This is a genomic window from Actinophytocola sp. NPDC049390, assembly GCF_044466355.1.
Classification (GTDB): domain Bacteria; phylum Actinomycetota; class Actinomycetes; order Mycobacteriales; family Pseudonocardiaceae; genus Actinophytocola.
The window spans coordinates 193,711-209,030 of the sequence record NZ_JBITMQ010000011.1; the positions used below are offsets into that span (position 1 = coordinate 193,711).

A 15,320-nucleotide genomic window follows, 5' to 3' on the forward strand; every position below is an offset into this window, starting at 1 on the left:
ACGGAGGGGGTACAGTTACGCGACCGTGACTAGCCCGATCGGGGGGCGTGGTCACTTGGGGGTCTGGGGATCGCTTCCTCAGATGTCCCCGCGCGGCGGGATTGGCCTGTGGTGTCGCCAGGGGCGGCAGAGGAGGTTGCATGCCGGACCATGCCATGCCGGCGGCCACGGACCGCACCCCTGAGGACTACCCAGTGCTGGACCGCCGGTTCAGCGTTTTTTCGGTCCTCGTGCTGGTCTCGGGCGTGGCCGCGGCGGCGGCCGTCTCCTGGTGGCTGCCGTTCCACGGCGGCACCGAGCTGATCCTGACCGGGCTCCTGCTCGTGCTCGGGTTCCTCGTGGTCGAGCAGCTGTCGGTCAACATCGACGTCCGGGGCGGTGTCTCCTGGACCATCTCGTTCACCGAGATCCCGCTGGCCATCGGGTTGTTCGTCGCGCCGTTCCAGGTCGTGCTCGCCGCGCACCTGATCGCGGGCGTCAGCACGCTGCTCGCCAGGCGAGTCCAGGACCGCGTCCTCTACAACACCGGCGCGGAGATCTTCGAGATCGCCGTGGCGTACACCGTCCTCACCGTGGTCGCGGGCGCTGTGGGCACCGGTGACCCGGACTGGTTCGCGGTGTTCGTCGCCGCGCTGTCAGCGCCGGTCACCAGCACCCTCCTGGCGCTGGTCGCGGTGCACGTGCTCGGCAGGCGGATGCGCCTGTCCGCCGCCACCAAGCTCGTGTCCCGCACGCTGGTCCTCGGCCTGGTCAACGCGTCGGTCGGCGTCGTCGGCTTCGAGGTGGCCACCGGCGTCCAGTACGGCTGGCCACTGGTCATCGCGATGCTCGGCGGGCTCTGGGCCCTCTACCTCGCCTACTCCGGACTGCTCCGCGAACAACGCGACCTCGAGGCGTTGTCCGAGGTCAGCCTCATCGTCGCCCGCTCGGGGCGGCGTGCGGCGGCCCGGCCTGCAGCCGGACCCGATACCTCGGCCGCGGTCAGCAACGAGGACTGGCTCGGCATCGCCCAGCGGATCAAGGACCAGCTCGGCGCGGCCCGCGTCGTGTTGCGCCTGCGGTTCGACCCGGGGCAGCCGATGCACACGGTCGTCGCCGGTGACGAGCTCGCCGCCGACCTGTACGAGGTCGAGCCGACCGGCGCCCGCGCCGACGCGCTCCTGCGGCTGCCCGGCTCGCACGTGCGGCACTTCCGCCGCGTCGACGCACTGCCCGAGGTCCGGGCCGCGCTGGTGCAGCGGAACGCGCAGGAGGCGCTCGTCGTGCCGCTGCGCAGCGCCAGCCACCTGCTCGGGGTGGTCGAGGCGCACGACAAGCTGTCCCGCTGGCGCGGCTTCGGTCAGGCCGACATCCGCATGATCGGCACGACCGCGAGCCACCTCGCGACCGCGCTGGACAACAGGAGACTCCTCGCCACCCTGCGCCACGACGCCTACCACGACCCGCTGACCGGCCTGTACAACCGGCCCGGCTTCCGGCAGGTCGCGACCGAGCTGCTCACCACCAACCCCGGCTCGGTGATGCTCCGGCTCGACCTGGAGGTGCAGCCGGCGATCAGCGACGCGCTCGGCTACGCGTGGAGCGACCGGATCGTCATCGCGGCCGGGCGGCGGCTGCGCGAGACGCTCGGTCCGGACACCCCGCTCGCCCGGCTCGAGGGCGGCGCGTTCGCGGCACTGCTCGTCGACTCGGACTTCGAGCAGGCACAACTCGTCGCGGACCAGCTGGTCACGCGGTTGTCCGCGTCGTACCCGGTCGACCGGCTGTCGATCGAGGCCGGGGTGGTCATCGGCTACTCCTCCGCCACGATGGCGGACGGGGTGCTGTTCTCCGACTCGACGTCGGTACCGCCGGGCGCCAGGGATGGGGCGCCCGCCGGACTCGACGTCGACGAACTGCTCAAGCGGGCCGACGTGGCACTGCGGGCGGCACAGACGTCCGGCGAGCACGCCAGGGCGTACGTGCCCAGCATGGGACAGATGTTCCTGCGGCGGTTCCAGCTGGTCACGCAGTTCCGGCAGTCGATGGAGACCGGTCAGGTCAAGATCCACTACCAGCCGAAGATCGCGCTGCCCAGCCGTGAGGTGCTCGGTGTCGAGGCCCTGGTCCGCTGGCGGCACCCCGAGTTCGGCGACCTGCACCCCGACGAGTTCGTGCCCGCGGTCGAGGCGGCCGGCCTCGTCGACGCGCTGACCGACTTCGTGCTCGACAAGGCGTTGATCAAGGTCCGCACGTGGATGGACCGGGGCCTGCGGATCGGGGTCGCGGTCAACCTGTCGGTCCGCAGCCTCGCCAACCTGGACTTCCCGGACGGCGTGGCCGACGCGCTGGCACGGCACCGGGTGCCGCCGGAGCTGCTGACGCTCGAACTGACCGAGTCCGGTGTGATGGCCGACCCGCAGCGGGCGCTGCCGGTGCTGCGTGCCCTGCACAACCTGGGCGTCGTGCTGGCCGTGGACGACTTCGGCACGGGCTACTCGTCCCTGGCGTACCTGCGGCAGCTGCCCGTGGACGAGGTCAAGATCGACAAGAGCTTCGTGTTCGGCATGGGCAGCGACCTCGGCGACCTCGCCGTGGTGCGGTCGATCGTCGAGCTGGGGCACTCGCTCGGGCTCACCGTGGTCGCCGAGGGCGTCGAGGAGGACGTGGCACGGGACCAGCTGGCGGCCATGGGCTGTGACGTGGCGCAGGGGTACCTGATCTCGCGGCCGCTGTCGGAGGCGCGGCTCGAGGCGTGGCTCCAGGCGCGAACGGCGCAGGCCAGGGGCTTGCGGGACGAGACGGTGCTGACCTTGCTGTCGTAGAGGGGATACCCGATTTCGTCCGCGCCGACAGGCCGTGTAATCTTCTCTCGGCTCCACAGGAACGGCTTGCACGTTCTGGATCCGCCCCAATAGCTCAGTCGGTAGAGCGTCTCCATGGTAAGGAGAAGGTCTACGGTTCGATTCCGTATTGGGGCTCGGTGAACTGGCCGCGGTGTTCGATTCCGGGCACCGCGGCACAGGCATGTCAAGGCGGTGTAGCTCAGTCGGTAGAGCAAGCGGCTCATAATCGCTGTGTCGCCGGTTCAAGTCCGGCCACCGCTACGCGATTGGGCGACGTATGTCCGCGGAGAGCGCGGACCGTCATCGCTCCGCATAATCCTGGGGGCCCAGCCCCCAGACCCCGGCCGGGGGCGAGCCCCCGGACCCCCGGGACACTAGTTTGGAGAAGAGGAACCTCAGGTGGCTGGTGGCAGCGACGTTCGCCCGAAGATCACGCTGGCGTGCGAGGAGTGCAAGCACCGCAACTACATCACCAAGAAGAACCGGCGCAACGACCCGGACCGCTTGGAGATGAAGAAGTTCTGCCCGAACTGCGGCACGCACCGGCTCCACAAGGAAACTCGCTGAGAGTGGCCCTGGATCCGGCTTTCGTCGGGCACACGTACCCGACGTCTGAGGTCTACGAGGTCGGCAGGGCCAAGATCCGGGAGTTCGCCGAGTCGATCGGTGACGACCACCCGATGTACCGCGACACCGCCGCCGCGCGGGCGGCGGGTCACCCGGACGTCATCGCCCCGCCGACCTTCCCGATCATCCTGTTCAGCCACTACTCGATGGCGGACATCATCAACGACCCCGAGCTGGGGGTCGACTACGGCCGCCTCGTGCACGGCGACATGGGCTTCCAGTACGCGCGACCGCTGTGCGCGGGTGACCGGGTCACGGTGACCACGCGCATCGCGGCCATCGACGTCCGCATGGGCAACAGCTTCCTCGGCCTCGACGCGCTGATCGACACCGAGGACGGCACCCGCGTCGTCACGGCGACCGCGCAGCTGGTGATCCGGGCGGAGGACGCGTGACCGCGGCAGGCGACGAACTTCCCCAGCTCGACGTGCGAGTGCGCCGCGCGGACCTGGTCCGCTACGCGGGTGCCTCGCTCGACTTCAACCCGATCCACTGGAACGACAAGGTCGCCGAGTCGGTCGGGCTTCCCGGCGTCATCGCCCACGGCATGCTGACCATGGCGCTCGCCGGCCGTCTCGTCACCAACTGGACCGGTGACCCGGCCGCCGTGCTCGAGTACAGCGCCCGCTTCATCCGCCCGGTCGTCGTGCCCAACGACGCCGACGGCGCGCTGGTCGAGCTGACCGGCAAGGTGAAGGAAGTCCGCGACGACGGCACCGCCCGCGTGGACATCACCGCCAAGTTCGAGGGCAAGGCCGTGCTGGGCAAGGCCATCGCGGTCGTCCGCCTGCCCGCCTAGAACACCGGCGCGAGGTCCTTCGCGGCCCGCACCGTGTGCCACACGACGTCCGGCGGCACCTCGTCCGACCTCGTCGACACCACGACCGCCCACGAGTCCTCCGCGGTCGCGCGCCGCACGACGTGCCCGACGCACGACACGCCGTCGCGGAACTGCCCGGACTCGAGCACCGGCCCGTCGCTCAGCGTCGTCAGCTCGTGGTCCAGCGCGTCGCGGTCCACCACCGTCCTCGCCGTGAAGCGGCGCATGCCCTGGTCAGTGAGGTACTCGGCCCGGCGGGTCCTGGGCAGCTCGGCGAGCAGCACCTTGCCGATCACGGTCGCGTGCGCCGCCACGTCCAGCCCCACCTCCAGGTCCTCCAGGTAGGGCGACTCCGGCCCCTCCACGACGTCGGCTATGAGGATGCGGCCCGACACGAACTGCCCCAGGTACACGGTGCGCCCGGTGGTCGCCGACAGGTGCCGGAGCACCTGACGCACCTCCGGCGGCTGGTCGAAGGACGTCAGCAGGTCGCGGAACCGCCGCGCCACCGCGACGCCGAGCACGTAGCCGCCGTCGGGCGTGCGGACCAGGTAGTCCTCGTAGGCGAGGGTCCGCACCAGGTGGTAGGCGGTGGAGAGGTTGAGGCCGCACCGGCGGGCGATCGCCTTGACGGCCAGCGGCGCGCGGCTCGCGCCGACCTCCTCCAGGATCCGGAAGGCCCTCGACACCGAACGAACGAGGTCCGATGGCTCGGGCGCTCTGTCGCTCATGAGTCACCGTTTCGTGCAGCCGCTTTCACCATCTGAAATATTACGGCTTTCACCAGGCCCGGCCGCCTGTCAGCCTACGATGCGTGGCCGACCTGTCCCAGCTCGAGTCGGCGGCTTCCCGAACGCCGGCCCTGACCCCGCCGGAGTAGAACCTGAATGGCGTCTTCCGGGCCCTCGGATGTCCGGAAGACGCCATTCAGGGCGTGCGGCGGGCGACCACCGACGAGAACGGCCCCCCGACGCCGGTGGCGTCGAGGGGCCGGACAACGTCGAACTACTTGGCCTCACCCAGAAGAGCGGCCATCCGGGACACGCCCGTGGCCAGGTCCTCGTCCCCGAGGGCGTACGAGAGCCGGAAGTACCCGGGCGTCCCGAACGCCTCCCCGGGCACGACCGCCACCTCGGCGTGCTCCAGCACGAGCGCGGCCAGCTCAACGCTGGTCGACGCACGAACCCCGCGGATCTCCTTGCCCAGCAACGCCTTCACCGACGGGTACACGTAGAACGCGCCCTGCGGCGTCGGCACCTCGACGCCGGGGATCTCCGACAGCATCCGCACGATCGTCTGCCGACGCCGGTCGAACGCCGACCGCATCGCGTGCGCCGCGTCCAGGGAACCCGACACCGCCGCCAACGCGGCTCGCTGCGAGACGTTGGCGACGTTCGACGACAGGTGGGACTGCAGGTTGGCGGCGGCCTTCGTGACGTCCGCCGGGCTGATCATCCAGCCGACCCGCCAGCCGGTCATCGCGTACGTCTTCGCGACGCCGTTGATCACGATGCAGGTGTCGGCCAGCTCGGGCACGACCACCGGCATGGACGGGGCGGTGACGCCGTCGTAGGTGAGGTGCTCGTAGATCTCGTCCGTGATCACCCAGATGCCGTGCTCCACGGCCCAGCGGCCGATGGCCTCGACCTGCTCGCGCGGGTAGACGGCACCGGTCGGGTTGGACGGGGAGCAGAACAGCAGCGCCTTGGTCTTGGGCGTGCGAGCGGCCTCCAGCTGCTCGACCGAGACGAGGTAGCCGGACGTCTCGTCGGCCACGACGGGCACGGTGACACCGCCTGCCAGGCCGATGGCCTCCGGGTAGGTCGTCCAGTACGGCGCGGGCAGCAGCACCTCGTCGCCCGGGTCGATGATCGTGGCGAACGCCTGGTAGACGGCCTGCTTGCCGCCGTTGGTCACCAGCACCTGGTTGGCCTCGACCTCGTAACCCGAGTCCCGCTTCGTCTTCGCGACGACGGCCGCGCGCAGCTCGGGGAGGCCGGCGGCGGGGGTGTAGCGGTGGTTCTTGGGGTCGGCGGCCGCGGCGACGGCGGCTTCGACGATCTCCGGGGGTGTGGGGAAGTCCGGCTCACCGGCGCCGAAGCCGATGACCGGCCTCCCCGCGGCCTTGAGCGCCTTGGCCTTCGCGTCCACCGCCAGCGTGGCGGACTCGGCGATGCCGCCGATACGGGCGGAGATCCGGCGCGGGGTGACGGTGGTCTCGCTCATGCAGGCATCGTCGCAGATCGGCCGAACGGAACAGCGAGCGGCCACTAGCCTGCGGCGGGTGGCGATGGCGGAATGGGACGGGGCGACGCTCCGCACCACCTACAAGGACAGCTACCAGGCGAAACGTGACGAGTTCGCGGACCGGGCGCGGGACGGGGGCTGGGCGGAAGTGCTCGCGGCGGTCGAGGAGGCGCCGTCACTGGTCAACGCCTGGCGGCCGGGCGGGCCGAGCTGGTACACGCCACTCCACCAGGCGGCGTGGCACGGCGCGAGCGAGTCCGTGGTCCGCGCGTTGCTGAGCCACGGGGCGTGGCGGACGCTGCGCACCGCGGCGGGTGACCGGCCGCTGGACATCGCGCTGCGTGGTGGGCGCACGCACCTCACCGGGCCGCTGCTGCCGGTGATCCACCGCCCGGTGCCGACCGACGTCCTGCGGGCGCTCCAGTCGCACCTCCACGGCGTGATCCGCGGCCGGGCCGCCGACCTGGTCGACGAGCAGCGGCTGCGGCTTCCCGAGCTGGACGTGCTCACGGAGCTGGAGACGCCGGAGATGTGGTTCCCGGTGCCGGGCATGTACGGCGGGTTCCGCTACGCCCTCGAGGAGCACGAACTGAAGGTGGACAGCTGGAGCCGGGTGGTCGGCGGGTCGGGTGAGACACACCGGATCACGGTCGACGGCGCGGTGCTCACCGACAGCGGGTTCGTGTGAGTGGGGGCGTGCTTGCGGGCCGTCATCGCGGTTGCCGTACACTCTTGAACTTGGAAGTTGACGACTCGCTCCGCGCGGCGACACGGGGCAGGTCGAATGCGTCCGAATTCGTGGCGTCGAGTGATCGGCAACGCGAAGGGGTGTAGCTCAATTGGCAGAGCAGCGGTCTCCAAAACCGCAGGTTGCAGGTTCAAGTCCTGTCACCCCTGCGTCAGGCGCAAGGCCGGGGAGGACCTCCCCGGTTCCGTGAAGAACACCGAGCGGAGGAACTGGCGTGGTTGACGACCGGGACAAGGAGCCGAGCAAGGGACAAGAGCGCCCTTCTCGTCCGGTCACCGCCGCGGCGCGGCGTGAGCGCCGTGCATCCGCTCGCCCTGCCGCGCGGAAGGAGTCCTCGGCGGAGGACACCAAGTCCGCGAAGGGCATCGAGGACAAGGCGAAGCCGAAGGCCAAGGCGAAGTCCGACAGCGACGCGAAGCCGGCCGCCAAGACCGCCCCGAAGAAGGGCGAGCACAAGGGCAGGCCGACGCCGACGCGGGACAAGAGCAAGGACGCGCGGCCCGGGTTCCTCGCCAGGATCTTCCGCTTCCTGCGGGAAGTGGTGTCCGAGCTGCGCAAGGTCATCTGGCCGACGCGCAAGCAGATGATGACGTACACGGCCGTCGTGTTGGTTTTCGTGGCCTTCATGGTGGCGCTGATCGCGGGTCTCGACCTCGCGCTCACCCAGGGTGTTGACGAGCTGTTCGGCAACGACTGAGCGTTGCTCGGCTGAGCTGCGCTTTCGCGAGCGCACCGGCACAGTAGGTGGAGCACGCGATCGATGAAAGGAAGCAGGGCCGAACAGTGAGTTCCGACAACGGCGCGGCCGGCAGCGACGAGCTGACCGGTCTGGCCGAGGACGGCGACGTGCGCACGGAGGACGTCGCGGCAGCCGAGGCGGCGCTGGCCGTCGACCCCGAGGTCGAGTCCGCGGCGACCGACGACGACACCGCCGACGACACTGACACCGCCGACGACGTCGACGCGCCGGTCGAGACCGTGGCCGACGACGACGCGGCGGCCGCGGACGCCGACCCGGTCGCCGAGATGCGGGACGCGCTCCGCCGCGCGCCGGGCGAGTGGTACGTCGTGCACTCCTACGCCGGCTACGAGAACAAGGTCAAGACCAACCTCGAGACCCGGATCCAGACCCTGGACATGGAGGAGTACATCTTCCAGGTCGAGGTGCCGACCGAAGAGGTCACCGAGATCAAGAACGGGCAGCGCAAGCAGGTCCAGCGCAAGGTGCTGCCCGGCTACATCCTCGTGCGCATGGACCTGAACGACGCGTCGTGGTCCGCGGTGCGGAACACGCCGGGGGTCACCGGGTTCGTCGGCGCGACGTCCAAGCCGTCGCCGCTGACCATCGACGAGGTTCTCAAGTTCCTCCTCCCGCAGGTGGAGGAGGCCAAGCCGGCAGCCGCTGGCAAGGGCACGACGGCCGCACCGGCCAAGGGTCCGGTCGTGGAGGTCGACTTCGAGGTCGGCGAGTCGGTCACCGTCATGGACGGTCCGTTCGCCACGCTGCCCGCGACCATCAGCGAGGTCAACGCGGACGGCCAGAAGCTCAAGGTCCTCGTGTCGATCTTCGGTCGGGAGACCCCGGTCGAGCTGTCGTTCAGCCAGGTCTCGAAGATCTGAGCCACGGCTGTCGGAAGACAACTGAGCAGGGAAAGAAATGCCACCCAAGAAGAAGAAGCTGGCCGCGATCATCAAGCTGCAGATCACGGCAGGCCAGGCCAACCCGGCGCCGCCCGTGGGTCCCGCCCTCGGTCAGCACGGCGTCAACATCATGGATTTCTGCAAGCAGTACAACGCCGCGACGGAATCGCAGCGCGGCAACGTGGTGCCGGTGGAGATCTCGGTCTACGAGGACCGCTCGTTCGACTTCAAGCTCAAGACCCCGCCGGCGGCGAAGCTGCTGCTCAAGGCCGCGGGTGTCGACAAGGGCTCCGGCGAGCCGCACCGGAACAAGGTCGCCAAGGTGACCTGGGACCAGGTGCGTGAGATCGCCGAGACGAAGAAGGCGGACCTCAACGCCAACGACATCGACCAGGCGGCCAAGATCATCGCGGGCACGGCCCGTTCGATGGGTATCACGGTCGAGTAATTCGCAAGCGTGGGAGAGCCAGGCGCTGGCTCGTTCACCACTGACTGTTAGGACATTTCATGGCAAAGCGCAGCAAGGCCTACCGCCAGGCCGCCGAGATGGTCGACCGCGAGCGGCTGTACAGCCCGCTCGAGGCCGCGAAGCTCGCGAAGGAGACCTCCAAGGTCAAGCTGGACGCGACCGTCGAGGTCGCCATCCGGCTCGGGGTCGACCCCCGCAAGGCGGACCAGATGGTGCGCGGCACGGTGAACCTGCCGCACGGCACCGGCAAGACGGCACGCGTGATCGTGTTCGCGACGGGTGACAAGGCCAACGAGGCCGTCGCCGCCGGCGCGGACGAGGTGGGCGCCGAAGACCTGATCGAGCGCATTCAGGGTGGCTGGCTCGACTTCGACGCCGCGATCGCGACCCCCGACCAGATGGCCAAGGTCGGCCGGATCGCACGCATCCTCGGCCCGCGCGGCCTCATGCCGAACCCGAAGACCGGCACCGTGACCCCGGACGTGACGAAGGCCGTCGCCGACATCAAGGGCGGCAAGATCAACTTCCGCGTCGACAAGCAGGCCAACCTGCACCTGGTGATCGGCAAGGCCTCCTTCGACCAGGAGAAGCTGGTGGAGAACTACGCCGCCGCCCTCGATGAGGTGCTGCGCGCGAAGCCGTCCGCCGCGAAGGGCCGCTACCTGAAGAAGGTCACCTTCTCGACCACCATGGGCCCCGGCATCCCCGTGGACCCGGCCCGGACCCGCAACCTGCTGCAGGACGAGCCCGTCGCCTGATTTCGCTGAACGAACGAGGGCCGCACCTCCCGCGCGGGGCGCGGCCCTCGTCGTATGTTCAGCCTCAGCCGATGGTGGCGCCGACCGCTTCGAGCGCCGTGGTCACCGGCTGGAAGAACGTCTCACCTCCCGTCGTGCAGTCGCCGCTGCCACCCGAGGTGAGGCCGACCGCGGCACCCTCCTCCGTGAACAGCGGGCCGCCGCTGTCGCCCGGCTCGGCACACACCGTGGTCTGGATGAGCCCGCTGACCGTGCCCTCCGGGTAGTTCACGGTCGCGTCGAGGCCGACGACCTGGCCGTCGAACAGGCCGGTGGTGCTGCCCATGCGGAACACCTGCTGCCCGACCCGCGCCTCCTCGGCACCGGTGATCTCGAACAGCTGCCCGCCGAGGTCGACCACGCTCCGCGCGTCCTGCGCCGGGTCGTCGTAGGTGAGCAGCGCGAAGTCACCCTCGCCGGGGAAGGCGGCCGTCTCGACACTCGCGATCGGCGCGCCGCCCGCCTCGCCCGACCACTGCTCGGCGGCGACGCCGCAGTGGCCCGCGGTCAGGAAGCCGGGGCTGCCGTCGCTCGTGACGACGTTGAAGCCGAGCGAGCAGCGCGAGCCGCCGGCGAAGATCGCGTCACCGCCCTCGGCGAACAGGCGGAACTCGCCGTCGCCGCGCCGGAGTCGTGCCTGGTCACCGACCGCGTCCACGGCGCCCTCGAGCTCGTTCCAGGTGTCCCCGGTGACGGTGGCGTCGGCGGTGATGATCATCCGGTCGGTGCGCGGGTCGACCGCCCACGCGGTGCCGGGAATGCGTTCCTGCCGCAGGCTCGTCAACGCGTCCATCGCGGACACGGAGTCCTGCGCGCCCTGCTCGGCGTTGGCCTGCGGCAACAACACCGCGACAAGACCGCCGAGCGCGACGACCCCAGCCGCGGCGAACAGGCCCCTGCGGGTGGCTGTCCGGTGTCTGGGCATTCGCGACCTCCTCGGTAACGGATACGGACCGAACTCGATCCGTTCCGTACACGAGGAGTTCTCAGCGGCGGTTCACGAACCTCAACTGGTCGGACCTGTGGAGCCCACCGGACAGGCGGGCTCGGTGGCGTGGCCGGTGATGATCCACTGACCGCCCTTCGAGCCTTCGATCTTCGACACCGTGAACACGCCGAGCGGCGGCCCGCCCTGGATGCCGCCCCGGATGTTGTCCTCGCACGAGCTGATCCGGATCTCGTCGCCCGGCACCTTCGTGGTCGTGTACGAGGGCATCGACTCGGCGTACGCGTTCGAGTCGGTCACCTCACGGGCCAGCCCGCGGACCGCGTCGGTGCAGTCGGAGTAGCCCATGTCCCGGGCGAACTTCTCGCCCCGGTCCTGGAACCGCAGGCAGACCTGCTCCGGCACACCGTTCTCGCCGTTCGCGATGTGGTGGTAGATCTTGCGGACGGTCTCGTACGGGTTGGTGTCCAGGATCAGGTTGTCCGTGGTCTTGCCGCCGCCGGTCTGGGAGGCCGGGGGCTTGTCGCGGTCCGTGCCGAAGAAGTAGTCGATCGCCAGGTAGGCGCCCAGTGTGAGGATGGCCAGGACCACCAGACCGGTCACGATCTTGCTGATCGCGCCCTTGAGCAGCCGCTTGCCGAGGCTCTCCTTCGGCGGCGGACCCCACGGTTGCAGCAGGCCGGGCGGGGGCGTGCCGGGCGGGAACCCCTTGTCCGCCTGCTCGCGCATCAGCTCCTGGAAGCGCTGGAACTCCTGGAACTGGCGCACCTGCTCCGGCGTGATCTCGGTCGGCTCGCGCACCGCGGGCGGGGGCGCGGCGGGGTCGTGCTCGCGCGGGTGCTCGTTGTCGGCCACGACCACCATCATGCCGTGTCGGCCCCGGTTTGGAGGGGGCCACCACCGCAACGTACGATGGACGACGGTTCTACCGAAGACCGCTGGTTTCTGCCGTCAGGCAGACGAAGGTTCCGCGAGTACGCGGGCGGCCCGCGCAGGAGGAACGTGGTTGTACCCGGGCTCGCGCCCGGGAAGAAGCGCCCCGTGCCGTCTTGCGCCGGGGCGTTCGTCGTCTCTGAGGCCGGGGCCAGTGGCTACAGCCAATGAGAGGAGGCGACCATGGCGAAGGCAGACAAGGTCGAGGCCGTCGCTGAGATCGCGGACAAGTTCCGCAACAGCTCGGCTGCCGTTGTCACCGAGTACACCGGTCTGACCGTGTCCCAGCTGACCACCCTGCGTCGCGCTCTCGGCACGGGCACGTCCTACCGGGTCGCCAAGAACACCCTGGTCCAGCGCGCCGCGGAGGCCGCCGACGTCAAGGGCCTGGACGCCCTGTTCGTCGGTCCGACCGCGATCGCGTTCGTCGAGGGTGAGCCGGTCGATGCCGCGAAGGCGCTTCGCGACTTCGCGAAGGACAACAAGGGCCTGGTCATCAAGGGCGGCTACATGGACGGCCGCCCGCTCACGGTCGACGAGGTCGACAAGATCGCCGACCTCGACTCCCGCGAGGTGCTGCTCGCCAAGCTGGCGGGCGCCATGAAGGGCAACCTCGCCAAGGCCGCCGGGCTGTTCAACGCCCCGGCCTCGCAGGTCGCCCGCCTGGCCGCGGCACTGCAGGAGAAGAAGGCGTCCGCCGAGCAAGCGGCTCCCGCCGAGAGCTGAACAACCACAGTTAGAAAGGAATGCCAGTCATGGCGAAGCTCAGCACCGACGAGCTGCTCGACGCGTTCAAGGAGATGACGCTGCTCGAGCTGTCGGCTTTCGTGAAGCAGTTCGAGGAGACCTTCGAGGTCACCGCTGCCGCGCCGGTGGCCATGGCCGCTGTCGGCCCGGCCGCCACGGACGGTGGCCCCGCCGCCGCCGAGGAGCAGGACGAGTTCGACGTCGTCCTCGAGTCCGCCGGTGACAAGAAGATCCAGGTCATCAAGGTCGTGCGTGAGGTCGTCTCCGGCCTGGGCCTGAAGGAGGCCAAGGAGCTGGTCGAGTCCGCTCCGAAGCCGGTCCTGGAGAAGGTCGCGAAGGAGGCCGCCGAGGCCGCCAAGGAGAAGCTCGAGGGCGCGGGCGCCAAGGTCTCGCTCAAGTGAGCTAGCTCGAACCACCGCGAAAGCCGGTGCCCGATTCGTCGGGTACCGGCTTTTGTGCGTCCTGTCGACACACCCCGCCTTCACACACGGTGAGTGACTGGGTAGCTTGCCTCCTCATGGTCTAACCGGCCAGTAACCCACACGGGGACACGCTCGTTCTACACATAGTCGGGGATGCGAGAAGCTGAGCGGGAGGTTCGATGGGCGCCGAGGTGGTTGTCGAGGGCCTGACGAAGTCCTTCGGCCGCCAGACCATCTGGCGGGACGTCACACTGACTCTCCCGCCTGGCGAGGTCAGCGTCATGCTCGGGCCGTCCGGCACGGGCAAGTCGGTGTTCCTCAAGTCGATGATCGGGCTGCTCAAACCGGACAGCGGCCGCTGCGAGATCAACGGCGTCGACATCGTCACCTGTTCGGAGCACAAGCTCTACGAGATCCGGAAGTTGTTCGGCGTCCTGTTCCAGGACGGCGCGCTGTTCGGCTCGATGAACCTGTACGACAACGTCGCCTTCCCGCTGCGGGAGCACACGAAGAAGTCCGAGTCGGAGATCCGCCAGATCGTCCTCGAGAAGCTCGAGATGACCGGTCTGCAGGGCGCGGAGCGCAAGCTGCCCGGTGAGATCTCCGGCGGAATGCGCAAGCGCGCCGGCCTCGCCCGCGCGCTGGTGCTGGACCCGGAGATCATCCTGGTCGACGAGCCGGACTCGGGCCTCGACCCGGTCCGCACGAGTTACATCTCGCAGCTGCTCATCGACCTGAACACCCAGATCGACGCGACGATCCTGATCGTCTCGCACAACATCAACCTCGCGCGGACCGTGCCGGACAACATCGGCATGCTGTTCCGCCGCGAACTGATCATGTTCGGGCCCCGCGAGGTGCTGCTGACCAGCGAAGAACCGGTCGTCAAGCAGTTCCTCAACGGGTCACGCATCGGGCCGATCGGCATGTCCGAGGAGAAGGACGAGGCCACCATGGCCGCCGAGCAGGCCCAGGTCGACGCCGGTCACCACGACGGCGGCACCGACGACGTGCGCGGTGTCGTGCCCCAGATCCAGCCGACCCCCGGCCTCGGCGAGCGCACCGGGGTGCGCCGCCGCCTCGACCGGGTCATGTCGATCATCCACACGCTGCCGCCCGCGGCGCAGCAGGGCATCCGGGACTCCCTGACCGAGGAGGACCGCGCCCGGTACGGCGTCCACGCGGGCGCCACCGCGTTCCGGCCCAGCCCGCACCCGCGCGGCGACGGTTGGCAGGCCAGCTCCGGTGACCTCAACGTCGCCGACCTCCCGACGTCGAACTACCGCGACCCGCGGGGTGGTGCATGACCACCCGTTCCGCGCCGGCGACATTCCCCGGAGCGGGTGCGCTCCGCGAGACGGGCCGGTTGTTCGCACTCGCCCTCGACGTCGTGGTCCAGACGTTCCGGCGGCCGTTCCAGGTCCGCGAGTTCATCCAGCAGTGCTGGTTCATCGCCTCGGTCACGATCCTGCCGACGGCACTGGTCGCGATCCCGTTCGGCGCGGTCGTCGCGCTGCAGCTCGGGTCGCTGATCGTCCAGCTCGGCGCCCAGTCGTTCACCGGCGCGGCCGCGGTGCTCGCGATCATCCAGCAGGCGGCGCCGCTGGTGACCGCGCTGATGGTGGCCGGTGCCGGTGGTTCGGCGATCTGCGCGGACCTCGGCGCGCGGACCATCCGCGAGGAGATCGACGCGATGGAGGTGCTGGGCGTCAACCCGATCCAGCGCCTGGTCGTGCCGCGCGTGCTCGCTGCCATGGTCATCGCCGTCCTGCTGAACGGCCTGGTCAGCGTGGTCGGCGTGCTCGGCTCGTACTTCTTCAACGTGGTCCTGCAGGGCGGCACACCCGGCGCGTACCTGGCGAGCTTCTCGGCGCTCGCGCAGCTGCCGGACCTGTGGATCTCCGAGATCAAGGCGTTGATCTACGGCTTCATCGCCGGTGTCGTCGCCGCCTACCGGGGCCTGAACCCGAAGGGCGGGCCGAAGGGTGTCGGCGACGCGGTCAACCAGTCCGTGGTGATCACGTTCCTGCTGCTGTTCTTCGTGAACTTCGTGCTCACCGCCGTGTACCTGTCCATCGTTCCGCAGAAGGGCAGCTGA

At 69.5% G+C, this 15,320-nt stretch carries 17 protein-coding genes and 3 tRNA genes; 16 read left to right on the plus strand and 4 right to left on the minus strand.

Translation table 11 applies throughout. The annotated features are described in order from the left end of the window. Window positions 1-140 precede the first annotated feature (140 nt). The 6 genes from ACIBVP_RS28840 (at window position 141) to ACIBVP_RS28865 (ending at window position 4,251) form a co-directional block, all read left to right on the plus strand. Window positions 141-2,804 carry a putative bifunctional diguanylate cyclase/phosphodiesterase gene (locus tag ACIBVP_RS28840; RefSeq protein ID WP_396109488.1) on the plus strand — a complete coding sequence of 888 codons (2,664 nt, stop codon included), beginning with the start codon at window positions 141-143 and terminating at the stop codon, window positions 2,802-2,804. 83 nt (window positions 2,805-2,887) lie between these two features. Further along, window positions 2,888-2,960, plus strand: a tRNA-Thr gene (locus tag ACIBVP_RS28845). 53 nt (window positions 2,961-3,013) lie between these two features. After that, window positions 3,014-3,086, plus strand: a tRNA-Met gene (locus ACIBVP_RS28850). A gap of 138 nt (window positions 3,087-3,224) precedes the next feature. Continuing rightward, window positions 3,225-3,392, plus strand: a complete 168-nt coding sequence (rpmG, locus tag ACIBVP_RS28855; protein WP_184815317.1) for a 50S ribosomal protein L33 — start codon at window positions 3,225-3,227, stop codon at window positions 3,390-3,392. Between the two features lie 2 nt (window positions 3,393-3,394). Further along, window positions 3,395-3,847 carry a MaoC family dehydratase N-terminal domain-containing protein gene (locus tag ACIBVP_RS28860; protein ID WP_396109489.1) on the plus strand — a complete coding sequence of 151 codons (453 nt, stop codon included), beginning with the start codon at window positions 3,395-3,397 and terminating at the stop codon, window positions 3,845-3,847. Further along, window positions 3,844-4,251, plus strand: a complete 408-nt coding sequence (locus tag ACIBVP_RS28865) for a MaoC/PaaZ C-terminal domain-containing protein (protein ID WP_396109490.1) — start codon at window positions 3,844-3,846, stop codon at window positions 4,249-4,251. Before ACIBVP_RS28860 ends, ACIBVP_RS28865 begins: the two co-directional genes overlap by 4 nt. Here ACIBVP_RS28865 and ACIBVP_RS28870 read toward each other — a convergent pair. Beyond that, window positions 4,248-5,003, minus strand: a complete 756-nt coding sequence (locus ACIBVP_RS28870) for an IclR family transcriptional regulator (RefSeq protein WP_396109491.1) — start codon at window positions 5,001-5,003, stop codon at window positions 4,248-4,250. The genes ACIBVP_RS28865 and ACIBVP_RS28870 overlap by 4 nt on opposite strands. Window positions 5,004-5,277: 274 nt before the next feature. Continuing rightward, window positions 5,278-6,498: a pyridoxal phosphate-dependent aminotransferase gene (locus ACIBVP_RS28875; protein ID WP_396109492.1), complete on the minus strand. Its 1,221-nt coding sequence runs from the start codon at window positions 6,496-6,498 to the stop codon at window positions 5,278-5,280. Between the two features lie 64 nt (window positions 6,499-6,562). Between ACIBVP_RS28875 and ACIBVP_RS28880 the strand changes: the two genes are divergently transcribed. The 6 genes from ACIBVP_RS28880 to rplA all read left to right on the plus strand — a co-directional run bounded on the left by ACIBVP_RS28880 (window position 6,563) and on the right by rplA (window position 10,135). After that, window positions 6,563-7,207 (plus strand): hypothetical protein, encoded by a 645-nt coding sequence (locus ACIBVP_RS28880; RefSeq protein ID WP_396109669.1) that lies wholly within the window; start codon window positions 6,563-6,565, stop codon window positions 7,205-7,207. A 136-nt stretch (window positions 7,208-7,343) separates the two neighbouring features. Next, a tRNA-Trp gene (locus ACIBVP_RS28885) sits at window positions 7,344-7,416 on the plus strand. A gap of 65 nt (window positions 7,417-7,481) precedes the next feature. After that, the gene (gene secE, locus ACIBVP_RS28890) at window positions 7,482-7,964 is read left to right on the plus strand and encodes a preprotein translocase subunit SecE (RefSeq protein WP_396109493.1); all 483 of its coding nucleotides are present in this window, start codon (window positions 7,482-7,484) and stop codon (window positions 7,962-7,964) included. An 86-nt stretch (window positions 7,965-8,050) separates the two neighbouring features. Then, the gene (nusG, locus tag ACIBVP_RS28895) at window positions 8,051-8,887 is read left to right on the plus strand and encodes a transcription termination/antitermination protein NusG (protein WP_396109494.1); all 837 of its coding nucleotides are present in this window, start codon (window positions 8,051-8,053) and stop codon (window positions 8,885-8,887) included. 37 nt (window positions 8,888-8,924) lie between these two features. Then, window positions 8,925-9,356, plus strand: a complete 432-nt coding sequence (gene rplK, locus ACIBVP_RS28900) for a 50S ribosomal protein L11 (RefSeq protein ID WP_396109495.1) — start codon at window positions 8,925-8,927, stop codon at window positions 9,354-9,356. A gap of 59 nt (window positions 9,357-9,415) precedes the next feature. Next, entirely contained in the window at window positions 9,416-10,135 is a 720-nt protein-coding gene (gene rplA, locus ACIBVP_RS28905) for a 50S ribosomal protein L1 (RefSeq protein ID WP_396109496.1), read from the plus strand. A gap of 64 nt (window positions 10,136-10,199) precedes the next feature. Here rplA and ACIBVP_RS28910 read toward each other — a convergent pair whose 3' ends face one another. Together ACIBVP_RS28910 and ACIBVP_RS28915 are read right to left on the minus strand one after the other, a co-directional pair. Then, a complete protein-coding gene (locus tag ACIBVP_RS28910) occupies window positions 10,200-11,099 on the minus strand; it encodes a S1 family peptidase (RefSeq protein ID WP_396109497.1) in 900 nt (299 codons plus the stop codon). An 81-nt stretch (window positions 11,100-11,180) separates the two neighbouring features. Continuing rightward, entirely contained in the window at window positions 11,181-11,975 is a 795-nt protein-coding gene (locus tag ACIBVP_RS28915) for a hypothetical protein (protein ID WP_396109498.1), read from the minus strand. Between the two features lie 261 nt (window positions 11,976-12,236). Between ACIBVP_RS28915 and rplJ the strand changes: the two genes are divergently transcribed. From rplJ to ACIBVP_RS28935, 4 genes are all read left to right on the plus strand, one after another. Continuing rightward, the gene (gene rplJ, locus ACIBVP_RS28920) at window positions 12,237-12,779 is read left to right on the plus strand and encodes a 50S ribosomal protein L10 (RefSeq protein ID WP_396109499.1); all 543 of its coding nucleotides are present in this window, start codon (window positions 12,237-12,239) and stop codon (window positions 12,777-12,779) included. A gap of 29 nt (window positions 12,780-12,808) precedes the next feature. Then, window positions 12,809-13,201 (plus strand): 50S ribosomal protein L7/L12, encoded by a 393-nt coding sequence (gene rplL, locus ACIBVP_RS28925; RefSeq protein ID WP_396109500.1) that lies wholly within the window; start codon window positions 12,809-12,811, stop codon window positions 13,199-13,201. Between the two features lie 200 nt (window positions 13,202-13,401). Continuing rightward, complete coding sequence (locus tag ACIBVP_RS28930; RefSeq protein WP_396109501.1) at window positions 13,402-14,529, plus strand: ABC transporter ATP-binding protein; 1,128 nt, start codon at window positions 13,402-13,404, stop codon at window positions 14,527-14,529. Further along, the gene (locus ACIBVP_RS28935) at window positions 14,526-15,320 is read left to right on the plus strand and encodes an MlaE family ABC transporter permease (RefSeq protein ID WP_396109502.1); all 795 of its coding nucleotides are present in this window, start codon (window positions 14,526-14,528) and stop codon (window positions 15,318-15,320) included. Before ACIBVP_RS28930 ends, ACIBVP_RS28935 begins: the two co-directional genes overlap by 4 nt.

Excerpts from the sequence above, each read along its gene's own strand:
- rplJ (WP_396109499.1), top strand. The coding sequence starts at position 12,237 with ATGGCGAAGGCAGACAAGGTCGAGGCCGTCGCTGAGATCGCGGACAAG.
- rplA (WP_396109496.1), top strand. The coding sequence starts at position 9,416 with ATGGCAAAGCGCAGCAAGGCCTACCGCCAGGCCGCCGAGATGGTCGAC.
- ACIBVP_RS28930 (WP_396109501.1), top strand. The coding sequence starts at position 13,402 with ATGGGCGCCGAGGTGGTTGTCGAGGGCCTGACGAAGTCCTTCGGCCGC.
- ACIBVP_RS28880 (WP_396109669.1), top strand. The coding sequence starts at position 6,563 with ATGGCGGAATGGGACGGGGCGACGCTCCGCACCACCTACAAGGACAGC.
- ACIBVP_RS28840 (WP_396109488.1), top strand. The coding sequence starts at position 141 with ATGCCGGACCATGCCATGCCGGCGGCCACGGACCGCACCCCTGAGGAC.
- ACIBVP_RS28935 (WP_396109502.1), top strand. The coding sequence starts at position 14,526 with ATGACCACCCGTTCCGCGCCGGCGACATTCCCCGGAGCGGGTGCGCTC.
- ACIBVP_RS28910 (WP_396109497.1), bottom strand. The coding sequence starts at position 11,099 with ATGCCCAGACACCGGACAGCCACCCGCAGGGGCCTGTTCGCCGCGGCT.
- ACIBVP_RS28875 (WP_396109492.1), bottom strand. The coding sequence starts at position 6,498 with ATGAGCGAGACCACCGTCACCCCGCGCCGGATCTCCGCCCGTATCGGC.
- ACIBVP_RS28870 (WP_396109491.1), bottom strand. The coding sequence starts at position 5,003 with ATGAGCGACAGAGCGCCCGAGCCATCGGACCTCGTTCGTTCGGTGTCG.
- rplL (WP_396109500.1), top strand. The coding sequence starts at position 12,809 with ATGGCGAAGCTCAGCACCGACGAGCTGCTCGACGCGTTCAAGGAGATG.
- rplK (WP_396109495.1), top strand. The coding sequence starts at position 8,925 with ATGCCACCCAAGAAGAAGAAGCTGGCCGCGATCATCAAGCTGCAGATC.